Genomic DNA, 19150 nt, shown 5'->3' on the forward strand with positions numbered 1-19150 from the left:
CGTTGCGTGGATCAGTGTGACGGCCAACCTATCGGACCGCTCGCGGGTGTCCATAGCCGTCCCCGGTCCGGGGGGCGTGCCTGCGTCTGGTGGGATGGGGCCATGCCCTTCCCGCCCGACGCGACCCTGGCCGACGCCGGTGAGTTCGGCCTCATCTCCGACCTCGTGGCGCTCTTCCCGCAGGGCGAGCACGTCCTGATCGGGCCGGGCGACGACGCGGCGGTCCTCCGCATCCGCAACGGTCACGTGGTGGTCTCCACCGACCTGATGGTCGAGGGGCGCCACTTCCGTCGCGAGTGGTCCTCCGCCGAGGACGTCGGTCACCGGGCAGCGGCCCAGAACCTCTCCGACATCAACGCCATGGGCGGCCGCGCGCACTCCCTCACGGTCGGCCTGGCCGCCCCGCCGGACCTCCCGGTCCAGTGGGCGCTGGACTTCGCGGCGGGCTTCGCCGCCGAGTGCGCGCTCGTGGGAGCCAGCGTCGTCGGGGGAGACGTGACCCGGGCCGACCAGGTGGTCATCGCCGTCACCGTCATCGGCGCGTGCACCACCGCCCCGGTCGTCCGCTCGGGTGCCGAGCCCGGCGACGTCCTGGCGATCACCGGCCGCCAGGGCTGGGCCGCCGGAGGACTGGCCGTCCTGGGCCGCGGTTTCCGCTCCCCGCGGGTCCTGGTCGAGGCCTACCGCCGCCCCGAGCCGCCGTACGACGCGGGTGCGGTCGCCGCCGACGCCGGCGCCACCTCCATGATCGACGTCTCCGACGGCCTCCTCGGCGACGCCGCCCACCTCGCCGAGGGCTCCGGGGTCAGCATCGACGTGCGCACCAGCGCCTTCGAGATCCCCGAGCCGCTCCAGGCCGTCGCGGCCGCCACCGGCTCCGACCCCATCTCGTTCATCCTCGGCGGTGGCGACGACCACGCCCTCCTCGCCACCTTCCCGGACCCCGACTCCGTCCCCGACGGCTGGACGGTCATCGGCGAGGTCCTCGAGGGCGACCCCGTCGTCACGGTCGACGGGGGCGCGTACGACGGCGCAACCGGCTGGACCCACTTCTGACGGTCGCGGTCGAGGACGCACCGACCCCGCGACCCACCTCCACCACCCACCACGGCGAGGCACGCTGTCCGCACGCGGTGGACCGGGAGCCAGGGCCTCCTCCCGGGGGCTAAGAGGGAGGCGTGGCGCCGGGGAGACCTGCGCAACCAGGCACTGCTGCCGCCCGGCGACACGGCGAGCATGTCCCCCGGGAGGAGGCGCCTGGCGGACGGGCCACCGCGCCTGGAGCAGAGGGACGAGCCCTCTCCCAGCCGCCGCACCAGCGGCGGAACAAATGCAAGAAGACCGCCACCCGGAGGTGACGGTCTTCTCGAAGCTGTGGCTCAGGTCAGCGGGAGACCTTGCCGGCCTTGAGGCAGCCGGTGCACACGTTGAGGCGCTTGGGGGTGCCGTTGACCTTGGCACGCACACGCTGGATGTTGGGGTCGAAACGGCGCTTCGTGATCTTGCGCGACCACGGCCGGTTGTTGCCGAAGCCAGGCTTCTTGGCGCAGATGTCGCAGACGGCAGCCACGGTGATTGCTCCTGATGATCGAGGTGATGAACGAGGGGCCCGCACGGCGGGCAACCGAACAAGAGTATCCGACCGATGCCTGAGCAGAAAATCGTGCCGATCCGACTAGTCTTGCCGCTCCGACCCCCGACCCGAGGCAGGCGATGGAAGAGACCCCGCGCAGCGGCATCATCGAGCTCGCGGTCGTGCTCCGCTTCGTCGACGTGGCCACCGACGCCCTCGCCGAGGCCCGGGAGGAGATCGACGCCCTCAACGTCTATCCCGTGCCCGACGGTGACACCGGCACCAACATGTACCTCACCGTCTCCGCCGCGCGTGACGCCATCCGGGAGATGGCCGGCAGCCGGTCCGACATCGACCGCGACGAGGCCCTGACGGTCTTCCGCCGCGGGGCGCTCCTGGGGGCACGCGGCAACTCCGGGGTCATCCTGAGCGAGATGCTCGGCGCGATCGCGCGGCGCATCGCTGCCTCGAGTCCCGAGGAGCGCAACGCCCGGGTGATGGCCGACGCCCTCCACGACGCGACCGAGGCCAGCTATGCCGCGGTGGGGCGTCCGGTCGAGGGCACGATGCTGACCGTCGCGCGGGCCGCCTCCGAGGCGGCGCTGGCCCTCGCCGACGATCCCGGCGCACGGGCCCGCGACGTCTTCACCAGCGCAGCCCGGGCCGCGCGCGAGGCCTTGGCGCGCACCCCGGAGCAGCTCCAGGTCCTGCGCGACGCGGGCGTCGTCGACGCGGGAGGCCGCGGGCTCAGCGTGATCCTCGACGCCGCCGAGACGGTGCTGACCGGTCGGCGACCGATCCCGGTGACCAGCCCGATCGGCCAGCGCTCCATCCCCATCCCGCACGCCCCGACCGGCGCACTGCCGGAGGGTGACCTCACGGCGGACGGCCCGGCCTACGAGGTGATGTACCTCCTCGACGCCACCGACGACGCCATCGCGCCCCTGCGCACGACCCTGGACGGGCTGGGCGACTCGCTCGTCGTGGTCGGCGGCGAGGGCCTGTGGAACGTCCACGTCCACGTCGACGACGTGGGGGCGGCGATCGAGGCGGGCATCGAGGCCGGTCGTCCGCACCGGGTGCGGGTGACCCACTTCGCCGAGCAGGTCGTCGAGGCGCGCCAGGCGCGGGACGCCCGCACCGGCCGCAGGATCGTCGCGGTCGCCGCCGGTCCCGGTCTGGCCGAGCTCTTCGGTGAGGCCGGGGCGGTCGTGGTCCTCGGCGGCCCGGGTCGCCGACCCTCCACCGGGCAGATCATCGAGGCCATCACCGACTGCGGCGCCAGCGAGGTCGTGGTGCTGCCCAACGACGCCGACTCGGTCCGCGTCGCGCAGATCGCCGCCCAGATGGTCGAGACCGACGCCGCCCTCGGTCACGTGCGCGTCGCGGTCATCCCGACGCAGGCCCAGGTGCAGGGACTGGCGGCGCTCGCGGTGCACGAGCCGGCGCGCACCTTCGACCAGGACGTGCTGGAGATGACCGCGACCGCCCGCCACGCGCGCCACGGGGCGGTCACGATCGCGGCGCGCCAGGCGATGACGATGGCCGGGCCGTGCGAGCCGGGCGACGTGCTCGGCGTCATCGCGGGTGACTTCGCGGTCGTCGGCCACGACCTGACCGACGTCGCCTCCGGCGTCCTCGACCGTCTCCTGGCCGGTGGGGGCGAGCTGGTCACCCTGGTGGCGGGGGAGGGGAGCGGCGAGCTGGCCGATCGGGCGGCCGCCTGGGTCGACGAGCACCACCCCCATGTCGACGTCGTGGTGTACGACGGTGGTCAGGAGCGTTACCCGTTGCTCCTGTCCGTCGAGTGAGAGGGCACGCGTGATCAGCCTCGACAGCCCCGTCGCAGCGGTGTTCGGCGACGCCAAGGGCAAGCGCGACAAGGTCGTGAAGAACCTCCGGATCGAGACGGTCGGGGACCTCCTGCACCACTTCCCGCGTCGCTACATCAAGACCGGCGAGCTCACCCGCGTCGACGACCTCGAGCCCGGGCAGATGCTCACGGTGGTCGGGGAGCTCGGCAAGACCGACGTGCGCTCCTACACCGACCGCCGCTCCGGCAAGGTGGCCTTCCGCCTCGAGACCCTGGTGCACACCGACGGCCCGAGCCTGCGCCTGACCCACTTCGCCAAGAGCAAGCACGTCTCGGAGTGGCAGGCCCGCCGGCTCCCCGTGGGCCGCCAGGGGCTCTTCATCGGCCAGGCCGGGCGCTTCCGCGACGAGTGGCAGCTGACCAACCCGACGATGGTGCTCTTCGGGGTCGAGGCCGACGGCAGCGGCGAGGAGGTCGACGCGCTGGAGCTGATCCCGCCGCTCTACCCGCTCTACCCCCTCACCAAGGGCGTCGACCACTGGGACATCCTGCGCGCGGTCACCTTCGCCCGCTCCGTGGTCGAGCCCCCGGTGGAGCTGATCCCCGAGGACGTACGACGTGCCCACGACGTCGTCGACGCCCCCACCGCCCTCACCTGGATCCACGCCCCCGAGGACTTCTCCCAGGTCCAGTCCGCCCGCCGGCGCTACCGCTTCGAGGAGGCACTGGTCACCCAGCTGGTGCTCGGCAAGCGCCGCCGTGCGGTGCGTGCCCTCGGGGCGCACGCCCGCACGGGAGGTGACGGCGCGCTGCTCGCGGCCTTCGACGAGCGGCTGCCCTTCACGCTCACCGACGGGCAGCGCACGGTCGGTGCGCAGGTGGAGGCCGACCTCGCCCAGCCCCACCCGATGAACCGGCTGCTCCAGGGCGAGGTCGGGTCCGGCAAGACGCTCGTGGCGCTGCGCGCGATGCTGACCGTCGTCGACTCCGGCGGGCAGGCCGCGCTGCTCGCCCCCACCGAGGTCCTCGCCCAGCAGCACTACCGCTCGATCACCGCGATGCTCGGCGACCTCGCGCTCGGCGGGATGCTGGGCGGTCCGGAGGCGGGCACGGCCGTGGAGCTGCTCACCGGCTCGATGACCAAGACCCAGCGCACGGCGCCGATGTCGCGCCTGGCCAGCGGCGAGTCCGGCATCGTCATCGGCACCCACGCCCTGCTCGAGGACAAGGTCGTCTTCGCCGACCTGGGCCTGGTCGTCGTCGACGAGCAGCACCGCTTCGGCGTCGAGCAGCGTGCGGCCCTGACCGCCAAGTCCGTGATGCCGCCCCACGTCCTGGTCATGACGGCCACGCCCATCCCGCGCACCGTGGCGATGACCGTCTTCGGCGACCTGGAGACCTCGGTCCTCACCGAGCTGCCGGCCGGCCGGGCGCCGATCCAGACCAACGTCGTCAACACCCTCGAGCACCCGACCTGGATCTCCCGCGTCTGGGAGCGGGTGCGCGAGGAGGTCGCCAAGGGACACCAGGCCTACGTCGTGTGCCCGCGCATCGACGGCGACGAGCCCGAGCAGGGCGAGACCGACCAGCTCGAGCTCGACGAGGACGGCCTGCCGATCCCGCCCGAGGAGACGCGTCCGCCCCTGGCGGCCGTCGAGCAGGTGGTCGTGGAGCTCCAGCTCGGCGAGCTCAACGGGTTGCGGGTCGCCAAGCTCCACGGCCGCATGAGCGCCGACGAGAAGGACGCCACGATGCGCGCCTTCACCGCCGGTGACATCGACGTCCTGGTCTCCACCACCGTCATCGAGGTCGGGGTCGACGTCGCCAACGCGACCGCCATGGTGCTGCTCGACGCCGACCGCTTCGGCGTCTCCCAGCTCCACCAGCTGCGCGGCCGCGTCGGTCGTGGCGGCCACCCCGGGCTGTGCCTGCTCGTCACCCACGCGCCCTACCTGTCGCCCGCCCTCGAGCGGCTCGGCGCCGTCGCGAGCACGACCGACGGCTTCGAGCTGAGCCGCGTCGACCTCGAGCTGCGGCGCGAGGGCGACGTGCTCGGCGCCTCGCAGGCCGGCGGTCGCTCCGGGCTGGTCAACCTGCGGGTGCTGCGCGACGAGGCGACGATCGTGCAGGCCCGCGAGGCCGCCGAGACGCTGCTCGACCGTGACCCCGACCTGCTCGACGCCCCCGCCCTCGGGGTGGCCGTCGCCGACCTGGAGCTGTCCCAGCAGGGCCAGTTCATCGAGAAGTCGTGAGGACCGCGTGACCCGGATCATCGCCGGCGCGGCCAAGGGCCGCCGCCTCAAGACCCCGCCCGGCTCCACCACGCGGCCCACCAGCGACCGGGTCCGTGAGGCGTTCTTCTCGGCCGTGGAGGCGTGGTGCGGCTCCCTGCACGGCCTGCGCTTCCTCGACCTCTACGCCGGCTCGGGAGCCGTGGGCCTGGAGGCCTGGTCCCGCGGCGCCGGTGTCGTCACCCTCGTCGAGCAGGACCGCCGCACGGCGGCGCTGGTGAGCGACAACGCCCGCACCGTCGGCTTCCCCAAGGCCGACGTGCGTGCGGTCTCCGTGGCCGCGACGCTGCGCCGCCCCCCGGCCGCTCCCTACGACGTCGTCTTCAGCGACCCGCCCTACCCCCTCGACGAGGACGGGGTCGCCGCCGACCTCGCGGCCCTGGTCGAGCACGGCTGGCTCGTGCCGGGTGGGCTCGTGGTCGTCGAGCGGTCCCGGCGCAGCCCCGAGCCGACCTGGCCGAGCGGCTTCGAGGACACCCGGTCGAAGCGCTATGGCGAGACCGTGCTTTGGTACGGTCACGCAGCCCTCGACGGGCTCCCCGACCACCAGCAGGAGTGAGGGACCACCTCGTGCGCCGAGCCGTCTGCCCCGGGTCGTTCGACCCCGTGACCAACGGTCACCTCGACATCGTCCAGCGCGCCTCGACCCTCTTCGACGAGGTCGTCGTGGCGGTCGGGGTCAACCAGTCCAAGAACCGGCTCTTCAACGCCGAGGAGCGCATCGCCATGCTCGAGCAGGCGTGCGCACCCTTCCCCAACGTGCGTGTCGACGGTTTCAAGGGACTGCTGACGACCTTCTGCGAGGAGCACGGCATCCACGCCATCGTGAAGGGCCTGCGGGCCGTGAGCGACTTCGACTACGAGCTCCAGATGGCCCAGATGAACTCCTCGCTCACCGACGTCGAGACCGTCTTCGTGCCCACCAGCCCGGAGTACTCCTTCCTGGCCTCGAGCCTGGTCAAGGAGGTCGCGACCTTCGGGGGCGACGTCTCCGGCCTGATCCCCGACTTCGTCAACACGGCGCTGCTCACGCGGCTGGCCGAGCGGGCGGCGCAGGCCGGCGGGGCGTAGGCGTTTTGCTCCGGGCACGACCGGACGGATACGATCATCGCTGATCTGTTGTGCCCGGAACTGAAAGTGATCCACTGAGCAAATTGGACCCGAGAGCGCCGCTCGTGCTCGATACACGCGAGCTCGGCCGCCGCCCGGGGTCCCAGCGCGAGGTGTCACGGACCGTCCCGGCCCCAGCAGATCTGGGCATCGAAGTCCTTCGTGTCCCCGAAGGTGCACAAGTCGTTCTCGACCTGCGCATCGAGGCGGTCATGGAGGGTGTCCTGGTCACGTGCGAGGCGCAGGCCTCGCTCGAGGGCGAGTGCGTGCGGTGCCTGGAGCCGATCGACGACGACGTCGACGTGAGGTTCCAGGAGCTGTTCCTCTACGACGACCAGGCCGCCACCGAGGGGTACGACCCCGAGGACGACGACGGGGTCAGCATGCTCGAGGACGACCTGCTCGACCTGGAGCCCCTGCTGCGGGACGCGGTAGTGCTCGCGCTACCGTTCCAGCCGCTGTGTGAAGAGGATTGTCCCGGGTTGTGCGTCGAGTGTGGCGCGCGGCTGGCGGATGACCCCGACCACACGCACGAGGCGCCGATCGACCCGCGTTGGGCGGGGCTGACCGAGCTCCAGCACGACGAAGACTGACCAGCGAAGACTGACTTGTTCAGAGCCTGACCGGGCCCCCGGTCGACGTAAGAGGAGATAACAGTGGCTGTCCCGAAGCGGAAGATGTCGCGCAGCAACACGCGTCACCGTCGCTCGCAGTGGAAGGCCGTCGCGCCCTCCCTGGTGACCTGCGCCAACCCCGCCTGTGGTGCCAAGCACCTCCCGCACCGTGCGTGCGGCACCTGCGGCCAGTACGGCGCGAAGGCCGACCGTCGTCAGGTCCTCTGAGGCCTGCGACAGTCCGCTGAGCAACTACAGCGACCTGCGACGAGCGCTCGGTGATCCAGAGCTGGATCCCGAGCTGCTCGAGCGCGCCCTGACGCACCGGTCCTACGCCTACGAGAACGGTGGGCTGCCGACCAACGAGCGCCTGGAGTTCCTGGGCGACTCGGTGCTGGGCGTCGTCGTGACCGAGACGCTCTACCTCACCCACCCGGACCTCTCCGAGGGCCGGTTGGCCAAGCTGCGCGCCGCGGTCGTCAACGCGCGCGCCCTGGCCGGCGTGGCGATCGGCATCGGGCTCGGCGACCACGTCAAGCTGGGCCGGGGCGAGGAGGCGACCGGTGGTCGCCACAAGGCCTCGATCCTCTCCGACACGGTCGAGGCCGTCATCGGCGCGGTCCACCTCAGCGGTGGCGGGATCGTCACGTCCTCCGAGGTCGTCCACCTGCTCTTCGACCCCCTCATCGAGGCCGCGTCCGCCATGGGCGCGGGTCTCGACTGGAAGACCTCCCTGCAGGAGCTGGCGGCCGAGCACGCCCTCGGCGTCCCCGAATACCTCATCGAGGACGACGGCCCCGACCACATGAAGACGTTCACCGCGCAGGTGCGCGTGGGGGAGTCGGTCTACGGCAACGGCGTGGGCCGTTCCAAGAAGGAGGCCGAGCAGGCCTGTGCCGAGACCGCCTACGGCGAGATCGTCGCCGGGCTCCCCGCGGCCGGCAACGCCTCCGGCAGCACCGCCACCGTCACCGACTGACGTGCCGGAGCTCCCCGAGGTCGAGGTCGTCCGCGCCGGCCTCGAGCGCCACGTCCTCGGCGCCACCATCACCCGCGTCGACGTCTTGCACGAGCGGCCCGTCCGCCGTGACCCCCGCGGTGCCTCCGGCTTCGCCGACGCCCTGGTCGGTCGACGCCTCGTGGCGGCCCGCCGGCGCGGCAAGTACCTCTGGATCCCGCTCGACAACGGCGACGCGATCCTGGGCCACCTCGGCATGAGCGGTCAGATGCTCGTGCAGCCGCCCACCCTGCCCGACGAGCGCCACCTGCGGGTGCGCTTCGTGCTCGAGGGCGCCGACGAGGGACGCGAGCTGCGCTTCGTCGACCAGCGCATGTTCGGCGGCCTGTCGGTGTCGACCGGCGGCGCCGACCTCCCGGCCGAGATCGCCCACATCGCCCGCGACCCGCTGGACCCCGACTTCGACGACGACGACTTCGTACGACGAGCCCGTCGCCGCAGCTCCGGGGTCAAGCGGTTGCTGCTCGACCAGGCACTCGTCTCGGGCGTCGGCAACATCTATGCCGACGAGTCGCTCTGGCGCGCCCGTCTCCACGGCGAGCGACCGGGGGACCGACTGACCGGCCCGCAGCTGCGCACGCTGCTCGACCACGCCCGCGACGTGATGAGCGAGGCGCTCGGTCAGGGCGGCACGTCGTTCGACGCGCTCTACGTCAACGTCAACGGGGAGTCGGGCTACTTCGACCGCTCGCTGCACGCCTACGGCCGTGAGGGCGAGCCGTGCGAGCGCTGCGGCACCCCCATCCGGCGCGTCGCCTTCATGAACCGCTCGTCCTACTTCTGCCCGGCCTGCCAGCCGGCGCCGCGTGCCCGCCGCGTCGTGCGTCCCGGCACGCCCCTCCCGGACTGACTCGGCCGGCTGACTCGGCCGACTGGCTCGGTCCCGGACAGATCAGCCCAGATTGACCCCCGGGGCCCTCGGTGGGACGCTTGGAGACGGCCCGCTCCGGGCCGCCACCGCTTCCGAAAGGCTCGATGTCATGGCCAAGGCGCTGATGGGACACATCTACAGCGACCTGCGAGACCCGCGACTGTCTGCCGACAACGCACGGCTCCGCACCCGCGTGCGTGAGCTGGAGGACCTGGTCCTGCGGCTCAGCGAGGAGAACGACCGGCTCGTCGCCGCCCAGGCGGCCGACCTGCTCGACCTCGACACCGCGCCCCTGCAGGAGATGCAGCCCGCCTGAGCCTCACGGCTCCTCGCACCGCACGTCCGCTCCCCGGCACGCCGGGCGCTCGCGTGACCGCCCCGCACGTGCGTCGTTGACCCTCCGTGCGCCTCTCCCTCTCCGCCCTCGCGGCCAGCCTCCTCGTCGGCTCCTCCCTCGCGCTGGCGGGCCCGGCGTCACCGGCGTCGGCCGACAGCACCCGGGACCGGCTCGCCGAGATGTCCGAGCGACAGGGGCGCACCAGCTCGGTCGTCGAGAGCCCGCGGATCGCTCAGCTCTCCTCCAACCCGACGCAGACCGGCATCTCCGGCTGCTTCATGAAGACCGCCCCGATCTTCGTCACCAGCGGCGTCGACTCGCTGCGCGTGTGGAACGTCAGCGACCCGGCGCAGCCGCGTCTGGTGGGCACGCTGCTCAACGCCCTCTTCGAGAACGAGGCGATGAACTGCGGTGAGCGCACCACCTCGCGCGGCACCCAGCGCTTCGCGCTGATCGGGGTCGACCTCGTCCAGGCGGCGCCCGACGACATCGAGCACGTCAACGCGGGCGGCAACGAGCTGATCGTCGTCGACGTCACGAAGCCGTCGGCCCCGACCATCCTGTCCCGCACTCCCGGGTCGACCAGCACCCACACGGTCGCCTGCGTCGAGGAGCGCAGCTGCCGCTACGCCTACTCCGCCGGTGGCCGCGACGACTTCTCCGTCTTCGACCTGCGCAACCTCCGCAAGCCCGTCGAGGTCGACGCCCGCCCGAAGCAGGCCGGGGTGCAGCCCTTCGCCTCGCCGACCGGGGGCCACAAGTGGAACTTCGACGCCGCCGGTATCGGCACCCACACCGGCTTCGGCGGTGCGTCGATGTGGGACGCCTCCTCGCCGGCCCGACCGCAACTGATCACCACGACCGGCAAGGCCGGCGCCGGCGAGGACCCGCGCTTCCCCGGCTACAACGACTTCATCCTGCACAACTCCTTCCGGCCCAACGCGACGGCGTTCAAGCCCGGCAAGCGCCCCTCTATCGCCAACGGCAACGTGCTGCTGGTGACCGAGGAGGACTACGAGCAGACCGACTGCGCGCTCGCCGGGTCCTTCCAGACCTGGTGGGTCAAGCGCCTCGACGGCACCCCGTCGGCGATCGTCCCCCTCGACAAGGTCGAGCTGGCCGACCTCGGCACCTTCCCGCTGCCCCGCGGTGCCTTCTGCTCCTCGCACTGGTTCGACTACCGCCCCGGCGGCCTGGTCGCAGCCGGATTCTACGGCGGCGGCACCCAGGTCCTCGACGTACGCGACCCCCGCGACATCAAGCCCTACGCCCACTCGATCTGGGGCCTCTCCGAGGTCTGGGACGCCATGTGGGTGCCGGTCTACACGTCCGGCAAGCAGACGGGGGCGCGCACCAACGTGCTCTACTCCATCGACCTCGTGCGCGGCCTCGACGTCTATGCCGTCGACGTCCCGGGTGACGGCCGCGGCGCCGTGCCGCCCGCCTCGAGGGGCAGCGAGCGCACGGTCGGGCAGCGGGTCGCGGGCGGCGTCGTACCGCTCGGGGTCGTGGGTGCCGCGATGGCCGCCGCACTCGCCCTGCGGCGCCGGCGGCGGCCGGCTCCCGGGGCCTGACGCCCGCGTCCCCCGTCGTAGGGTCTGCTCCTTGTGAGCAGACTCGTCGAGACCGTCGTGCCGCGGCGTCTCGGCACCGACTTCCGGTGGCTGCTCGCGTCGTCGTGGACCAGCAACCTCGGTGACGGGATCGCGCTGGCCGCGGGTCCGCTGCTGGTCGCGTCACAGACCGACCAGGAGTTCCTCGTCGCGCTGGCGGCGCTGCTGCAGTGGGCGCCGCCCCTGCTCTTCGGGCTCTACGCCGGCGCCCTGACCGACCGCCTCGACCGGCGGCTGATCGTGGTCACCGTCGACCTCGCGCGGTGCGGGGTGCTGGTGGTGCTGGCCTCGGCGGTGGCGACCGGGCACGTGTCGGTCGGGTTGGTGCTCGGCTCGCTCTTCCTGCTCGGGACGGCCGAGATCTTCGCCGACAACGCCTCGGGCACGTTGCTGCCGATGATCGTGGCGCGCGACGACCTGGCGATCGGCAACGCCCGGCTGCAGACCGGCTTCATCACCGTCAACCAGCTCGCCGGGCCGCCTCTCGGGGCGGCGCTCTTCGCCGCCGGGATGGCGTGGCCGTTCGCGATGCAGGCGGTGCTGGTGCTGCTCGGTGCGGTCCTGATCTCCCGACTGTCGGTGGGGCGGCCGGAGCTCGGGTCGCGCGAGGGCGTGCCCGATCGGCGGGTGCGCGCCGACATCGTCGAGGGCTTCCGCTGGGTGCGTCACCACGCGGCCGTGCGCACGCTGGTGCTGACGATCTTCATCTTCAACATCACCTTCGGTGCCGCCTGGTCGGTGCTCGTCCTCTACGCCAGCGAGCGGCTCGGGCTCGGCGCGGTCGGTTTCGGGCTGCTGACCACGATCGCGGCGGTGGGCGGGCTGCTGGGCACGCTGGCCTACGGCTGGATCACCCGCCGGGTGTCACTGGGCAACCTGATGCGCGTCGGCCTGGTCATCGAGACCCTCACCCACCTAGCGCTCGCGATCACGACGGTGCCGTGGGTCGCGATGGCGATCTTCTTCGTCTTCGGGGCGCACGCCTTCATCTGGGGCACCACCTCGGTGACGGTGCGCCAGCGCGCGGTGCCGACGGCCCTCCAGGGCCGCGTGGGGTCGGTCTACACCGTGGGGATCTTCGGCGGGCTGGTCGCCGGCGCGGGCATCGGGGGAGTGCTGGCCCAGGCCTACGGGGTCACCGCCCCGTTCTGGTTCGCCTTCGCCGGGTCGGCCGTCTTCGTGGTGCTGATCTGGCGCCAGCTGGCCCACATCGCGCACGCCGACGAGGCCCCCGCGCCCGGGTGACCCGTGCCCGGGATCGGGGTTCCACCGCGACGGCGCCGTCGGCAGGTAGGGTGAGGCGCGCTGAGCTTCCCCAGCGGCGGTCGCCCCCGCACCCGCGCTTCAGTGCACGCCAACCACTGATGGAGTCTCGCGTTGTACCTGAAGAGCCTGACCCTCAAGGGGTTCAAGTCCTTCGCCTCCTCGACCACGCTCCAGCTCGAGCCGGGCATCACCTGCATCGTGGGTCCCAACGGCTCCGGCAAGTCCAACGTGGTCGACGCGCTCGCCTGGGTCATGGGCGAGCAGGGCGCCAAGTCGCTGCGCGGCGGCAAGATGGAGGACGTCATCTTCGCGGGCACCTCCGGTCGCCCGCCTCTGGGTCGCGCCGAGGTGCTGCTGACCATCGACAACTCCGACGGGGCGCTGCCGATCGAGTACGCCGAGGTCACGATCAGCCGCACGATGTTCCGCTCCGGGGGGTCGGAGTATGCGATCAACGGCACCTCCTGTCGGCTCCTCGACGTGCAGGAGCTGCTCAGCGACTCCGGCATCGGTCGCGAGATGCACGTCATTGTCGGCCAGGGCCAGCTCGACACGATCCTCCACGCGACGCCGGAGGACCGGCGCGGCTTCATCGAGGAGGCCGCGGGCGTCCTCAAGCACCGCAAGCGCAAGGAGAAGGCGCTCCGCAAGCTCGACTCCACCGACGGCAACCTGACCCGCCTCAACGACCTGCTCAGCGAGATCCGCCGCCAGCTCAAGCCGCTGGGCCGCCAGGCCGAGGTCGCCCGTCGTGCCGCCGGCGTCCAGGCCGACGCCCGCGACGCCCGCGCCCGGCTGATGGCCGACGACCTCGTCACGGCCCGCACCGCGCTCCAGCAGGAGATGGCCGACGAGTCGATCCTGGTCGAGCGTCGTGCCGAGGTCGAGAAGGCGCTGGCCGAGGGTCGCGAGGCCGAGGCGGCGCTCGAGGCGGCGCTGCGCGAGGACCTGCCCGCGCTGTCGAGGGCCCAGGACGTGCAATACAGCCTCAACGGACTCCGCGAGCGCCTGCGCGGCACCGCCTCCCTGGCGGCCGAGCGCGTGCGCAACGCCGCGACCATCAGCGAGAGCGAGCCCCAGGGGCGCGACCCGGAGGACCTCGAGGCCCAGGCCGAGCAGGTCCGCCAGCAGGAGCAGCAGATCGCGGCCGAGGTCGACGCCTCGCGCACCGCGCTGGAGCAGGCCGTCACCGGACGTCGTACGGCGGAGGAGGCGGCCGCCGAGGAGGACCGCCGGGTCGCGGGGCTGGTGCGCGCCGCGGCCGACCGTCGTGAGGGCCTCGCCCGCCTCCACGGCCAGGTCAACGCGCTCAAGTCACGCGCCGCAGCGGCCGACGACGAGATCGGCCGGCTCGGGCTGGCCCGCGAGGAGGCCGTCGCCCGCGCCGACCGGGCCCAGCGCGACTTCACCGCGCTCGAGACCCGGGTCGCCGGGCTCGACGCCGGCGAGGAGGGCCTCGACGCGGAGCACGAGGCCGCCACCCAGGTGCTCGACGACCTCGAGGAGCGCCTCGCCAAGACCCGCGAGGAGGCCCAGCAGGCCGACCGCGACCGCTCGTCGCTGGCCGCCCGCAAGGACGCCCTCGAGATGGGCCTCAACCGCAAGGACGGCGCCGGGGCGCTGCTCGCGGCCACCGACACCGTCTCCGGGCTGATGGGCTCGGTCGCCGCGCTGCTGTCGGTGCGCACCGGCTTCGAGACCGCGATCGCCAGCGCCCTCGGCTCCGCCGCCGACGCGGTGGCCGTGACCGACGCGGGCTCCGCGGTGGCTGCGATGGGTCACCTCAAGACCGACGACCTCGGTCGTGCCGGCATGCTCCTCGGCGGCCTCGTCGAGACCGACGAGCGCACCTGGCCCGCCCTGCCCGACCACGCGTCCTACGCCGTCGACGTCGTCGAGTGCCCCGACACCCTGCGCCCGGCGCTGCGGCGGCTGCTCTTCAAGGTCGCCGTCGTGTCCGACCTGGTCGCGGCCCAGGCCCTGGTCGCCGACCTGCCCGACGTCACCGCGGTGACCCGCGAGGGCGACGTGCTCGGTGCCCACTTCGCGGCCGGCGGCTCCTCCAGCCAGCCCAGCCTGATCGAGATCCAGGCCGCCGTCGACGAGGCCTCCTCGCAGCTGGCCGAGGCGATCGCGGCCTCGGAGCGGCTGACCTTCGACCTGTCCCGCCTCGAGGCCGAGCGCCTCGAGGCGCAGAAGCGCGCCGACGTGGCGCTGGCCAAGCTGCACGAGTCCGACGCCACGCTCGCGGCGGTGGCCGAGGAGCTCGGGCAGCACGGCTCGGCGGCCCGCTCGGCTCGCGGCGAGGCCGACCGGCTCGGCCAGGCGATCGAGAAGGCCCAGGCCGCGCGCGAGCAGGACCTCGCCGGGCTCGCCGACCTCGAGCAACGTCTCGCCACCGCCGAGGACGCCCCCGACGAGGAGCCCGACACCGCCGAGCGCGAGCGGCTGGCCGAGGCTGCCAAGGCCGCGCGCCAGGGCGAGATGGACTCCCGGCTCGCGCTGCGCACCGCCGAGGAGCGCGCCCGCGCCCTGCACGGACGCGCCGAGTCGCTGATGCGGGCGGCCCGCACCGAGCGCGAGGCCCGCGCCAAGGCCGCCGCCCGGCGCGAGCGACTGCTCCGCGAGGGCCAGGCCGCGGAGGCGGTCGGCGTCGCGGCGTCGTACGTCCTGTCCAGGCTGGAGGTCTCCATCCACCAGGCGACGGAGGCCCGCAAGGAGGTCGAGGCGTCGCGCACCGGTCGCGAGCAGGAGCTCCTGACCCGCCGCACCGCGCTGCGCGACCTGACGCGCGAGCACGACGAGCTGGTCAACTCCGTGCACCGCGACGAGATGGCCCGCACCCAGCAGCGCATGCGCATCGAGCAGCTCGAGGAGCGCGCGCTCGAGGAGCTCGGGCTCGACGCCGACGGGCTGACGGCCGACTACGGGCCCCACAACGACGTGCCGGCGACGGCACCCGACGCCGACGGCACCCTGCCCGACCCGGTGCCCTTCGTGCGCGAGGAGCAGCAGAAGCGGCTCAAGACCGCCGAGCGCGAGCTGACGATGCTCGGCAAGGTCAACCCGCTGGCGCTGGAGGAGTTCTCCGCGATGGAGGAGCGGCACAAGTTCCTCACCGAGCAGCTCGAGGACCTCAAGCGCACGCGCGCCGACCTGCTCGACATCGTCAAGGAGGTCGACGCCCGGGTCGAGGCCGTCTTCACCGAGGCCTTCGCCGACGTGACCGCGGCCTTCGACCAGACCTTCGCTCGCCTCTTCCCCGGTGGTGAGGGCCGCCTGGTGCTCACCAACCCCGGCGACATGCTGTCGACGGGCGTCGAGGTCGAGGCCCGGCCGCCGGGCAAGAAGGTCAAGCGGCTGAGCCTGCTGTCGGGCGGCGAGCGGTCCCTGGTCGCCGTGGCGTTCCTGGTCGCGCTCTTCAAGGCCCGGCCCTCGCCGTTCTACATCCTCGACGAGGTCGAGGCGGCACTCGACGACACCAACCTGGGCCGCCTCCTGCAGATCTACGAGGAGCTCCGCGAGAACTCCCAGCTCCTCGTCATCACCCACCAGAAGCGCACCATGGAGGTCGGCGACGCCCTCTACGGCGTGACCATGCGCGGAGACGGCGTCAGCGCCGTCATCAGCCAGCGACTGCGAGAGACCGAGCCCGTCTGATGAGCACGAGACCCACGCGGGGCGACTTCGTCGCCTGGCGCACCGTCACCACGCGCTGGCGCGACGACGACGCCTACGGCCACCTCAACAACGCGACCTACTACGAGCTGTTCGACACGGCCGTCAACGCCCACCTCTACGAGAAGACCGGGCTCGACATCCGCGCGCTGCCGCAGATCGGCGTCGTGGCCGAGACGTCGTGCCGCTACTTCCGCGAGATCGGCTTCCCGGAGCCGATCGAGACCGGGCTGGTCGTCGACAAGGTCGGCACCACGTCGGTCGTCTACAGGATCGGGCTCTTCCAGGGCGACTCCGACGAGGCTGCGGCCGAAGGGCGGTTCGTGCACGTCTACGTCGACAACACCGACCCGGCCCGGCGCAGCACGCCGATCCCCGACGCGATCCGGGCGGTCGTCGAGCCCCTGCTGAGGCCCGCCGGCGAGGCCGCGCATGAGTGAGGCGACCTCGATCCTGGACTTCCCGCGTCGTTACTGCCCGACCTGCGACCGGATCGTCCGCAAGGACTTCAAGCCCGGACCCGGCGGTCGCCCCGACGCCTCGTGCCCGCGCTGCCGGAGCCTGGAGCGGCACCGGTTCTTCGCGATCCTGCTGAGCGTGCTGGCGCCCCTGCTCGACGACGTCGACCTGCTGCTCGAGGTCTCGCCGTCGCCGCAGACCACGCCGCTGCTCGGCCGCCTCGGTGCGCGGACCCACCTCAAGCTCGACCTCGGCGCCGACAACCGCCGCGTCGACGTGCTGGGCAGCCTCACCGACGTCCCGCTGGCGGACGACTCGGTCGACCTCCTCGTCTGCTACCACGTGCTCGAGCACATCCCCGACGACCTCGCGGCCATGCGCGAGATCGCCCGGGTGCTGGCGCCCGACGGCCTCGGCATCCTGCAGGTCCCGTTCCGCCCCGGCACGGTCACCGACGAGGACCCGTCGGCCGGCGAGGAGGAGCGCGTCCGCCGCTTCGGCCAGGCCGACCACGTGCGCTACTACGGCGACGACTTCGAGGACCGGCTGGCGTCGTGCGGCCTGGCGATCCAGCGCATCACGCCGCGCTCGCTGCTCGGTGGGGAGATGGCCACCTGGGTGCGGGCCGAGCCCGACGAGATGGTCTGGCTGGTCCGGCCCGTGTCCGGAGCCGTGGTGCCGGCGCCCCTCGAGGGGCTGCCCACCGCCCTCACCCGCACCTTCGACGCGATGCTCGGGGAGATGACCCGCCTGCAGGGCGAGGTGCTCCAGGCCCGTGGTCGGCTCGAGCGGGTCCGGGCCGAGCGCGACCGGCTCCTCGCGGCAGCGTCGACGCCGGCATCGGCACCCGCCGTGCAGCCGAGTGCCTCCGTCGCGCGCCGCGTCGTACGACGGGTGCGGGGGATGAGGGGCACGTCACGCGGCCGCGCCGACTGAGGAGTGAAGGGCGGCCCCTCGGGGCATGGGAGGCTGAAGATCCGTTCCTCGTCTCTCGGGAGTCACCTTGCTCATCGCATGGATCGCCATGCTCGTCATCCTGCTGATCTGCGCGGGCGTCGGCCTCTTCGTCGCCTTCCCGCACCGCGGGGAGCGGCTGCCGGCCGCCCCCTGGCTCGGTGAGGCGATGGCGCGTGCCGCCGACGCCGTCCCCACCCTCGACCCGGAGGGCGACGCACGTGACGTCGCGACCGCCGACCGCCTGACCTCACGGGGCACCGCACAGCGCTGACCGGGGCGGCACCGGCCTCTGGTTGGATTGGGGCCATGGACGGCTTGGCTCTCGTGATCCTGCTCATCGCCCTCGTGGCGCTCGCCCTCGTGGGGACCGTCACCGGGCTCGTGGTGACGCGCCGGCGCAAGCCGGCACCGCTGCACGACACCTGGACCGACGACCTCGGCCTCCCGCCCGGTGGTGAGCCGGGCACGACGGACCTGCTCGAGCCGGAGGTCCTGGAGCCGGAGGTCGTCGAGCCCACCGCTCCGGCCCTCGAGAAGCCCGAGGGCACCGCCTCCCGGCTGGTGCGGCTGCGTCAGCGACTGGCCGGCTCGCAGGGCGGCCTCGGCCGAGGCCTGCTGGCCCTGCTCAGCCGTGATCGCCTCGACGAGGACACCTGGGAGTCCATCGAGGACACCCTGCTCACCGCCGACGTGGGCGTCGCCCCGACGCAGGAGCTCGTCGAGCGCCTGCGCACCCGGCTGCGCGTCGACGGCAACGAGGCGGGCGACCCGCGCACGGTGCTGCGTGAGGAGCTGCTCACCCTCGTCGACCCGACGATGGACCGCCGGCTGCAGGTCAGCGGCGAGGACGGCAAGCCCGGCGTCGTGCTCGTGGTCGGCGTCAACGGCGCCGGCAAGACCACCACCGTCGGCAAGATCGCCCGGATCCTGGTCGCCGAGGAGCGCTCGGTCGTGCTCGGCGCGGCCGACACCTTCCGTGCCGCCGCGGTCGAGCAGCTGGCGACCTGGGGCGAGCGCGTCGGCGTCGAGGTCGTGCGCGGCCCCGAGGGCACGGACCCCGCCAGCGTCGCCTTCGAGGCGGTCAAGGACGGCGTCGACCGGGGCGTCGACACCGTGATCGTCGACACCGCGGGTCGGCTGCAGAACAAGCAGGGCCTCATGGACGAGCTCGGCAAGGTCAAGCGCGTCATCGAGAAGCAGGCGCCGGTCACCGAGGTGCTGCTCGTCCTCGACGCGACCACCGGTCAGAACGGCCTGATCCAGGCCCGGGTCTTCAGCGAGGTCGTCGACGTCACCGGCATCGTCCTGACCAAGCTCGACGGCTCCGCCAAGGGCGGCATCGTCGTGGCCGTCCAGCGCGAGCTCGGCGTCCCCGTCAAGCTCGTCGGTCTCGGCGAGGGTGCCGACGACCTGGCTCCCTTCGATGCCGGCGCGTTCGTCGACGCCCTCCTGGGCTGACCTCGACGACCGGAAAGTGCGGGACGTTTTCGACGTTCCAGCGTGCTGGGGAGGTCGAAAACGTCCCGCACTATCCCGGCTGGAGATCGGCG

The 19150-nt window shown here is 72.6% G+C and carries 18 protein-coding genes; 17 read left to right on the forward strand and 1 reads right to left on the reverse strand.

Annotated features, from left to right (window positions below; genetic code table 11):
• The first annotated feature begins 102 nt into the window (after positions 1 to 102).
• Complete coding sequence (locus AAG827_RS03250; protein ID WP_341924371.1) at positions 103 to 1056, forward strand: thiamine-phosphate kinase; 954 nt, start codon at positions 103 to 105, stop codon at positions 1054 to 1056.
• Positions 1057 to 1384: 328 nt separating this feature from the next.
• On the opposite strand, the gene rpmB is transcribed toward AAG827_RS03250, so the two are convergent.
• Entirely contained in the window at positions 1385 to 1570 is a 186-nt protein-coding gene (rpmB, locus tag AAG827_RS03255) for a 50S ribosomal protein L28 (protein WP_056862348.1), read from the reverse strand.
• A 143-nt stretch (positions 1571 to 1713) separates the two neighbouring features.
• On the opposite strand from rpmB, the gene AAG827_RS03260 reads away from it, so the two are divergent.
• The 16 genes from AAG827_RS03260 to ftsY all read left to right on the forward strand — a co-directional run bounded on the left by AAG827_RS03260 (position 1714) and on the right by ftsY (position 19058).
• A complete protein-coding gene (locus AAG827_RS03260; protein WP_341924372.1) occupies positions 1714 to 3384 on the forward strand; it encodes a DAK2 domain-containing protein in 1671 nt (556 codons plus the stop codon).
• 10 nt (positions 3385 to 3394) lie between these two features.
• The gene (locus AAG827_RS03265) at positions 3395 to 5638 is read left to right on the forward strand and encodes an ATP-dependent DNA helicase RecG (RefSeq protein WP_341924373.1); all 2244 of its coding nucleotides are present in this window, start codon (positions 3395 to 3397) and stop codon (positions 5636 to 5638) included.
• 7 nt (positions 5639 to 5645) lie between these two features.
• Positions 5646 to 6236, forward strand: coding sequence for a 16S rRNA (guanine(966)-N(2))-methyltransferase RsmD (rsmD, locus tag AAG827_RS03270; RefSeq protein WP_341924374.1), 591 nt, complete (start codon positions 5646 to 5648; stop codon positions 6234 to 6236).
• A gap of 11 nt (positions 6237 to 6247) precedes the next feature.
• A complete protein-coding gene (gene coaD / locus AAG827_RS03275; RefSeq protein WP_341924375.1) occupies positions 6248 to 6748 on the forward strand; it encodes a pantetheine-phosphate adenylyltransferase in 501 nt (166 codons plus the stop codon).
• Positions 6749 to 6999: 251 nt separating this feature from the next.
• Positions 7000 to 7380 carry a DUF177 domain-containing protein gene (locus tag AAG827_RS03280; RefSeq protein ID WP_341924376.1) on the forward strand — a complete coding sequence of 127 codons (381 nt, stop codon included), beginning with the start codon at positions 7000 to 7002 and terminating at the stop codon, positions 7378 to 7380.
• Positions 7381 to 7443: 63 nt separating this feature from the next.
• Complete coding sequence (gene rpmF, locus AAG827_RS03285) at positions 7444 to 7629, forward strand: 50S ribosomal protein L32 (protein WP_309647903.1); 186 nt, start codon at positions 7444 to 7446, stop codon at positions 7627 to 7629.
• 16 nt (positions 7630 to 7645) lie between these two features.
• On the forward strand, positions 7646 to 8380 hold the full coding sequence (rnc, locus tag AAG827_RS03290) for a ribonuclease III (protein ID WP_341924417.1): 735 nt from the start codon (positions 7646 to 7648) through the stop codon (positions 8378 to 8380).
• Position 8381: 1 nt separating this feature from the next.
• Complete coding sequence (gene mutM / locus AAG827_RS03295; RefSeq protein WP_341924377.1) at positions 8382 to 9269, forward strand: bifunctional DNA-formamidopyrimidine glycosylase/DNA-(apurinic or apyrimidinic site) lyase; 888 nt, start codon at positions 8382 to 8384, stop codon at positions 9267 to 9269.
• Positions 9270 to 9399: 130 nt separating this feature from the next.
• Complete coding sequence (locus tag AAG827_RS03300) at positions 9400 to 9606, forward strand: hypothetical protein (protein ID WP_309647905.1); 207 nt, start codon at positions 9400 to 9402, stop codon at positions 9604 to 9606.
• Positions 9607 to 9692: 86 nt separating this feature from the next.
• Entirely contained in the window at positions 9693 to 11201 is a 1509-nt protein-coding gene (locus AAG827_RS03305; protein WP_341924378.1) for a hypothetical protein, read from the forward strand.
• A gap of 33 nt (positions 11202 to 11234) precedes the next feature.
• Positions 11235 to 12485, forward strand: a complete 1251-nt coding sequence (locus tag AAG827_RS03310; RefSeq protein ID WP_341924379.1) for an MFS transporter — start codon at positions 11235 to 11237, stop codon at positions 12483 to 12485.
• A 132-nt stretch (positions 12486 to 12617) separates the two neighbouring features.
• Positions 12618 to 16166: a chromosome segregation protein SMC gene (gene smc / locus AAG827_RS03315; protein ID WP_341924380.1), complete on the forward strand. Its 3549-nt coding sequence runs from the start codon at positions 12618 to 12620 to the stop codon at positions 16164 to 16166.
• Positions 16166 to 16624 (forward strand): thioesterase family protein, encoded by a 459-nt coding sequence (locus AAG827_RS03320; RefSeq protein WP_341924381.1) that lies wholly within the window; start codon positions 16166 to 16168, stop codon positions 16622 to 16624. Before smc ends, AAG827_RS03320 begins: the two co-directional genes overlap by 1 nt.
• Positions 16617 to 17579: a methyltransferase domain-containing protein gene (locus AAG827_RS03325; RefSeq protein ID WP_341924382.1), complete on the forward strand. Its 963-nt coding sequence runs from the start codon at positions 16617 to 16619 to the stop codon at positions 17577 to 17579. The genes AAG827_RS03320 and AAG827_RS03325 overlap by 8 nt, the downstream gene beginning before the upstream one ends.
• Before the next feature lie 67 nt (positions 17580 to 17646).
• On the forward strand, positions 17647 to 17871 hold the full coding sequence (locus tag AAG827_RS03330) for a hypothetical protein (protein WP_341924383.1): 225 nt from the start codon (positions 17647 to 17649) through the stop codon (positions 17869 to 17871).
• Between the two features lie 35 nt (positions 17872 to 17906).
• Positions 17907 to 19058 (forward strand): signal recognition particle-docking protein FtsY, encoded by a 1152-nt coding sequence (gene ftsY / locus AAG827_RS03335; protein ID WP_341924384.1) that lies wholly within the window; start codon positions 17907 to 17909, stop codon positions 19056 to 19058.
• The last annotated feature ends 92 nt before the right edge of the window (positions 19059 to 19150 follow it).

It is taken from the genome of Nocardioides psychrotolerans (genome assembly GCF_943371775.1).
Classification (GTDB): domain Bacteria; phylum Actinomycetota; class Actinomycetes; order Propionibacteriales; family Nocardioidaceae; genus Nocardioides; species Nocardioides psychrotolerans_A.

Excerpts from the sequence above, each read along its gene's own strand:
- AAG827_RS03250 (WP_341924371.1), top strand. The coding sequence starts at position 103 with ATGCCCTTCCCGCCCGACGCGACCCTGGCCGACGCCGGTGAGTTCGGC.
- AAG827_RS03260 (WP_341924372.1), top strand. The coding sequence starts at position 1,714 with ATGGAAGAGACCCCGCGCAGCGGCATCATCGAGCTCGCGGTCGTGCTC.
- AAG827_RS03280 (WP_341924376.1), top strand. The coding sequence starts at position 7,000 with ATGGAGGGTGTCCTGGTCACGTGCGAGGCGCAGGCCTCGCTCGAGGGC.
- AAG827_RS03300 (WP_309647905.1), top strand. The coding sequence starts at position 9,400 with ATGGCCAAGGCGCTGATGGGACACATCTACAGCGACCTGCGAGACCCG.
- AAG827_RS03320 (WP_341924381.1), top strand. The coding sequence starts at position 16,166 with ATGAGCACGAGACCCACGCGGGGCGACTTCGTCGCCTGGCGCACCGTC.
- AAG827_RS03325 (WP_341924382.1), top strand. The coding sequence starts at position 16,617 with ATGAGTGAGGCGACCTCGATCCTGGACTTCCCGCGTCGTTACTGCCCG.
- ftsY (WP_341924384.1), top strand. The coding sequence starts at position 17,907 with ATGGACGGCTTGGCTCTCGTGATCCTGCTCATCGCCCTCGTGGCGCTC.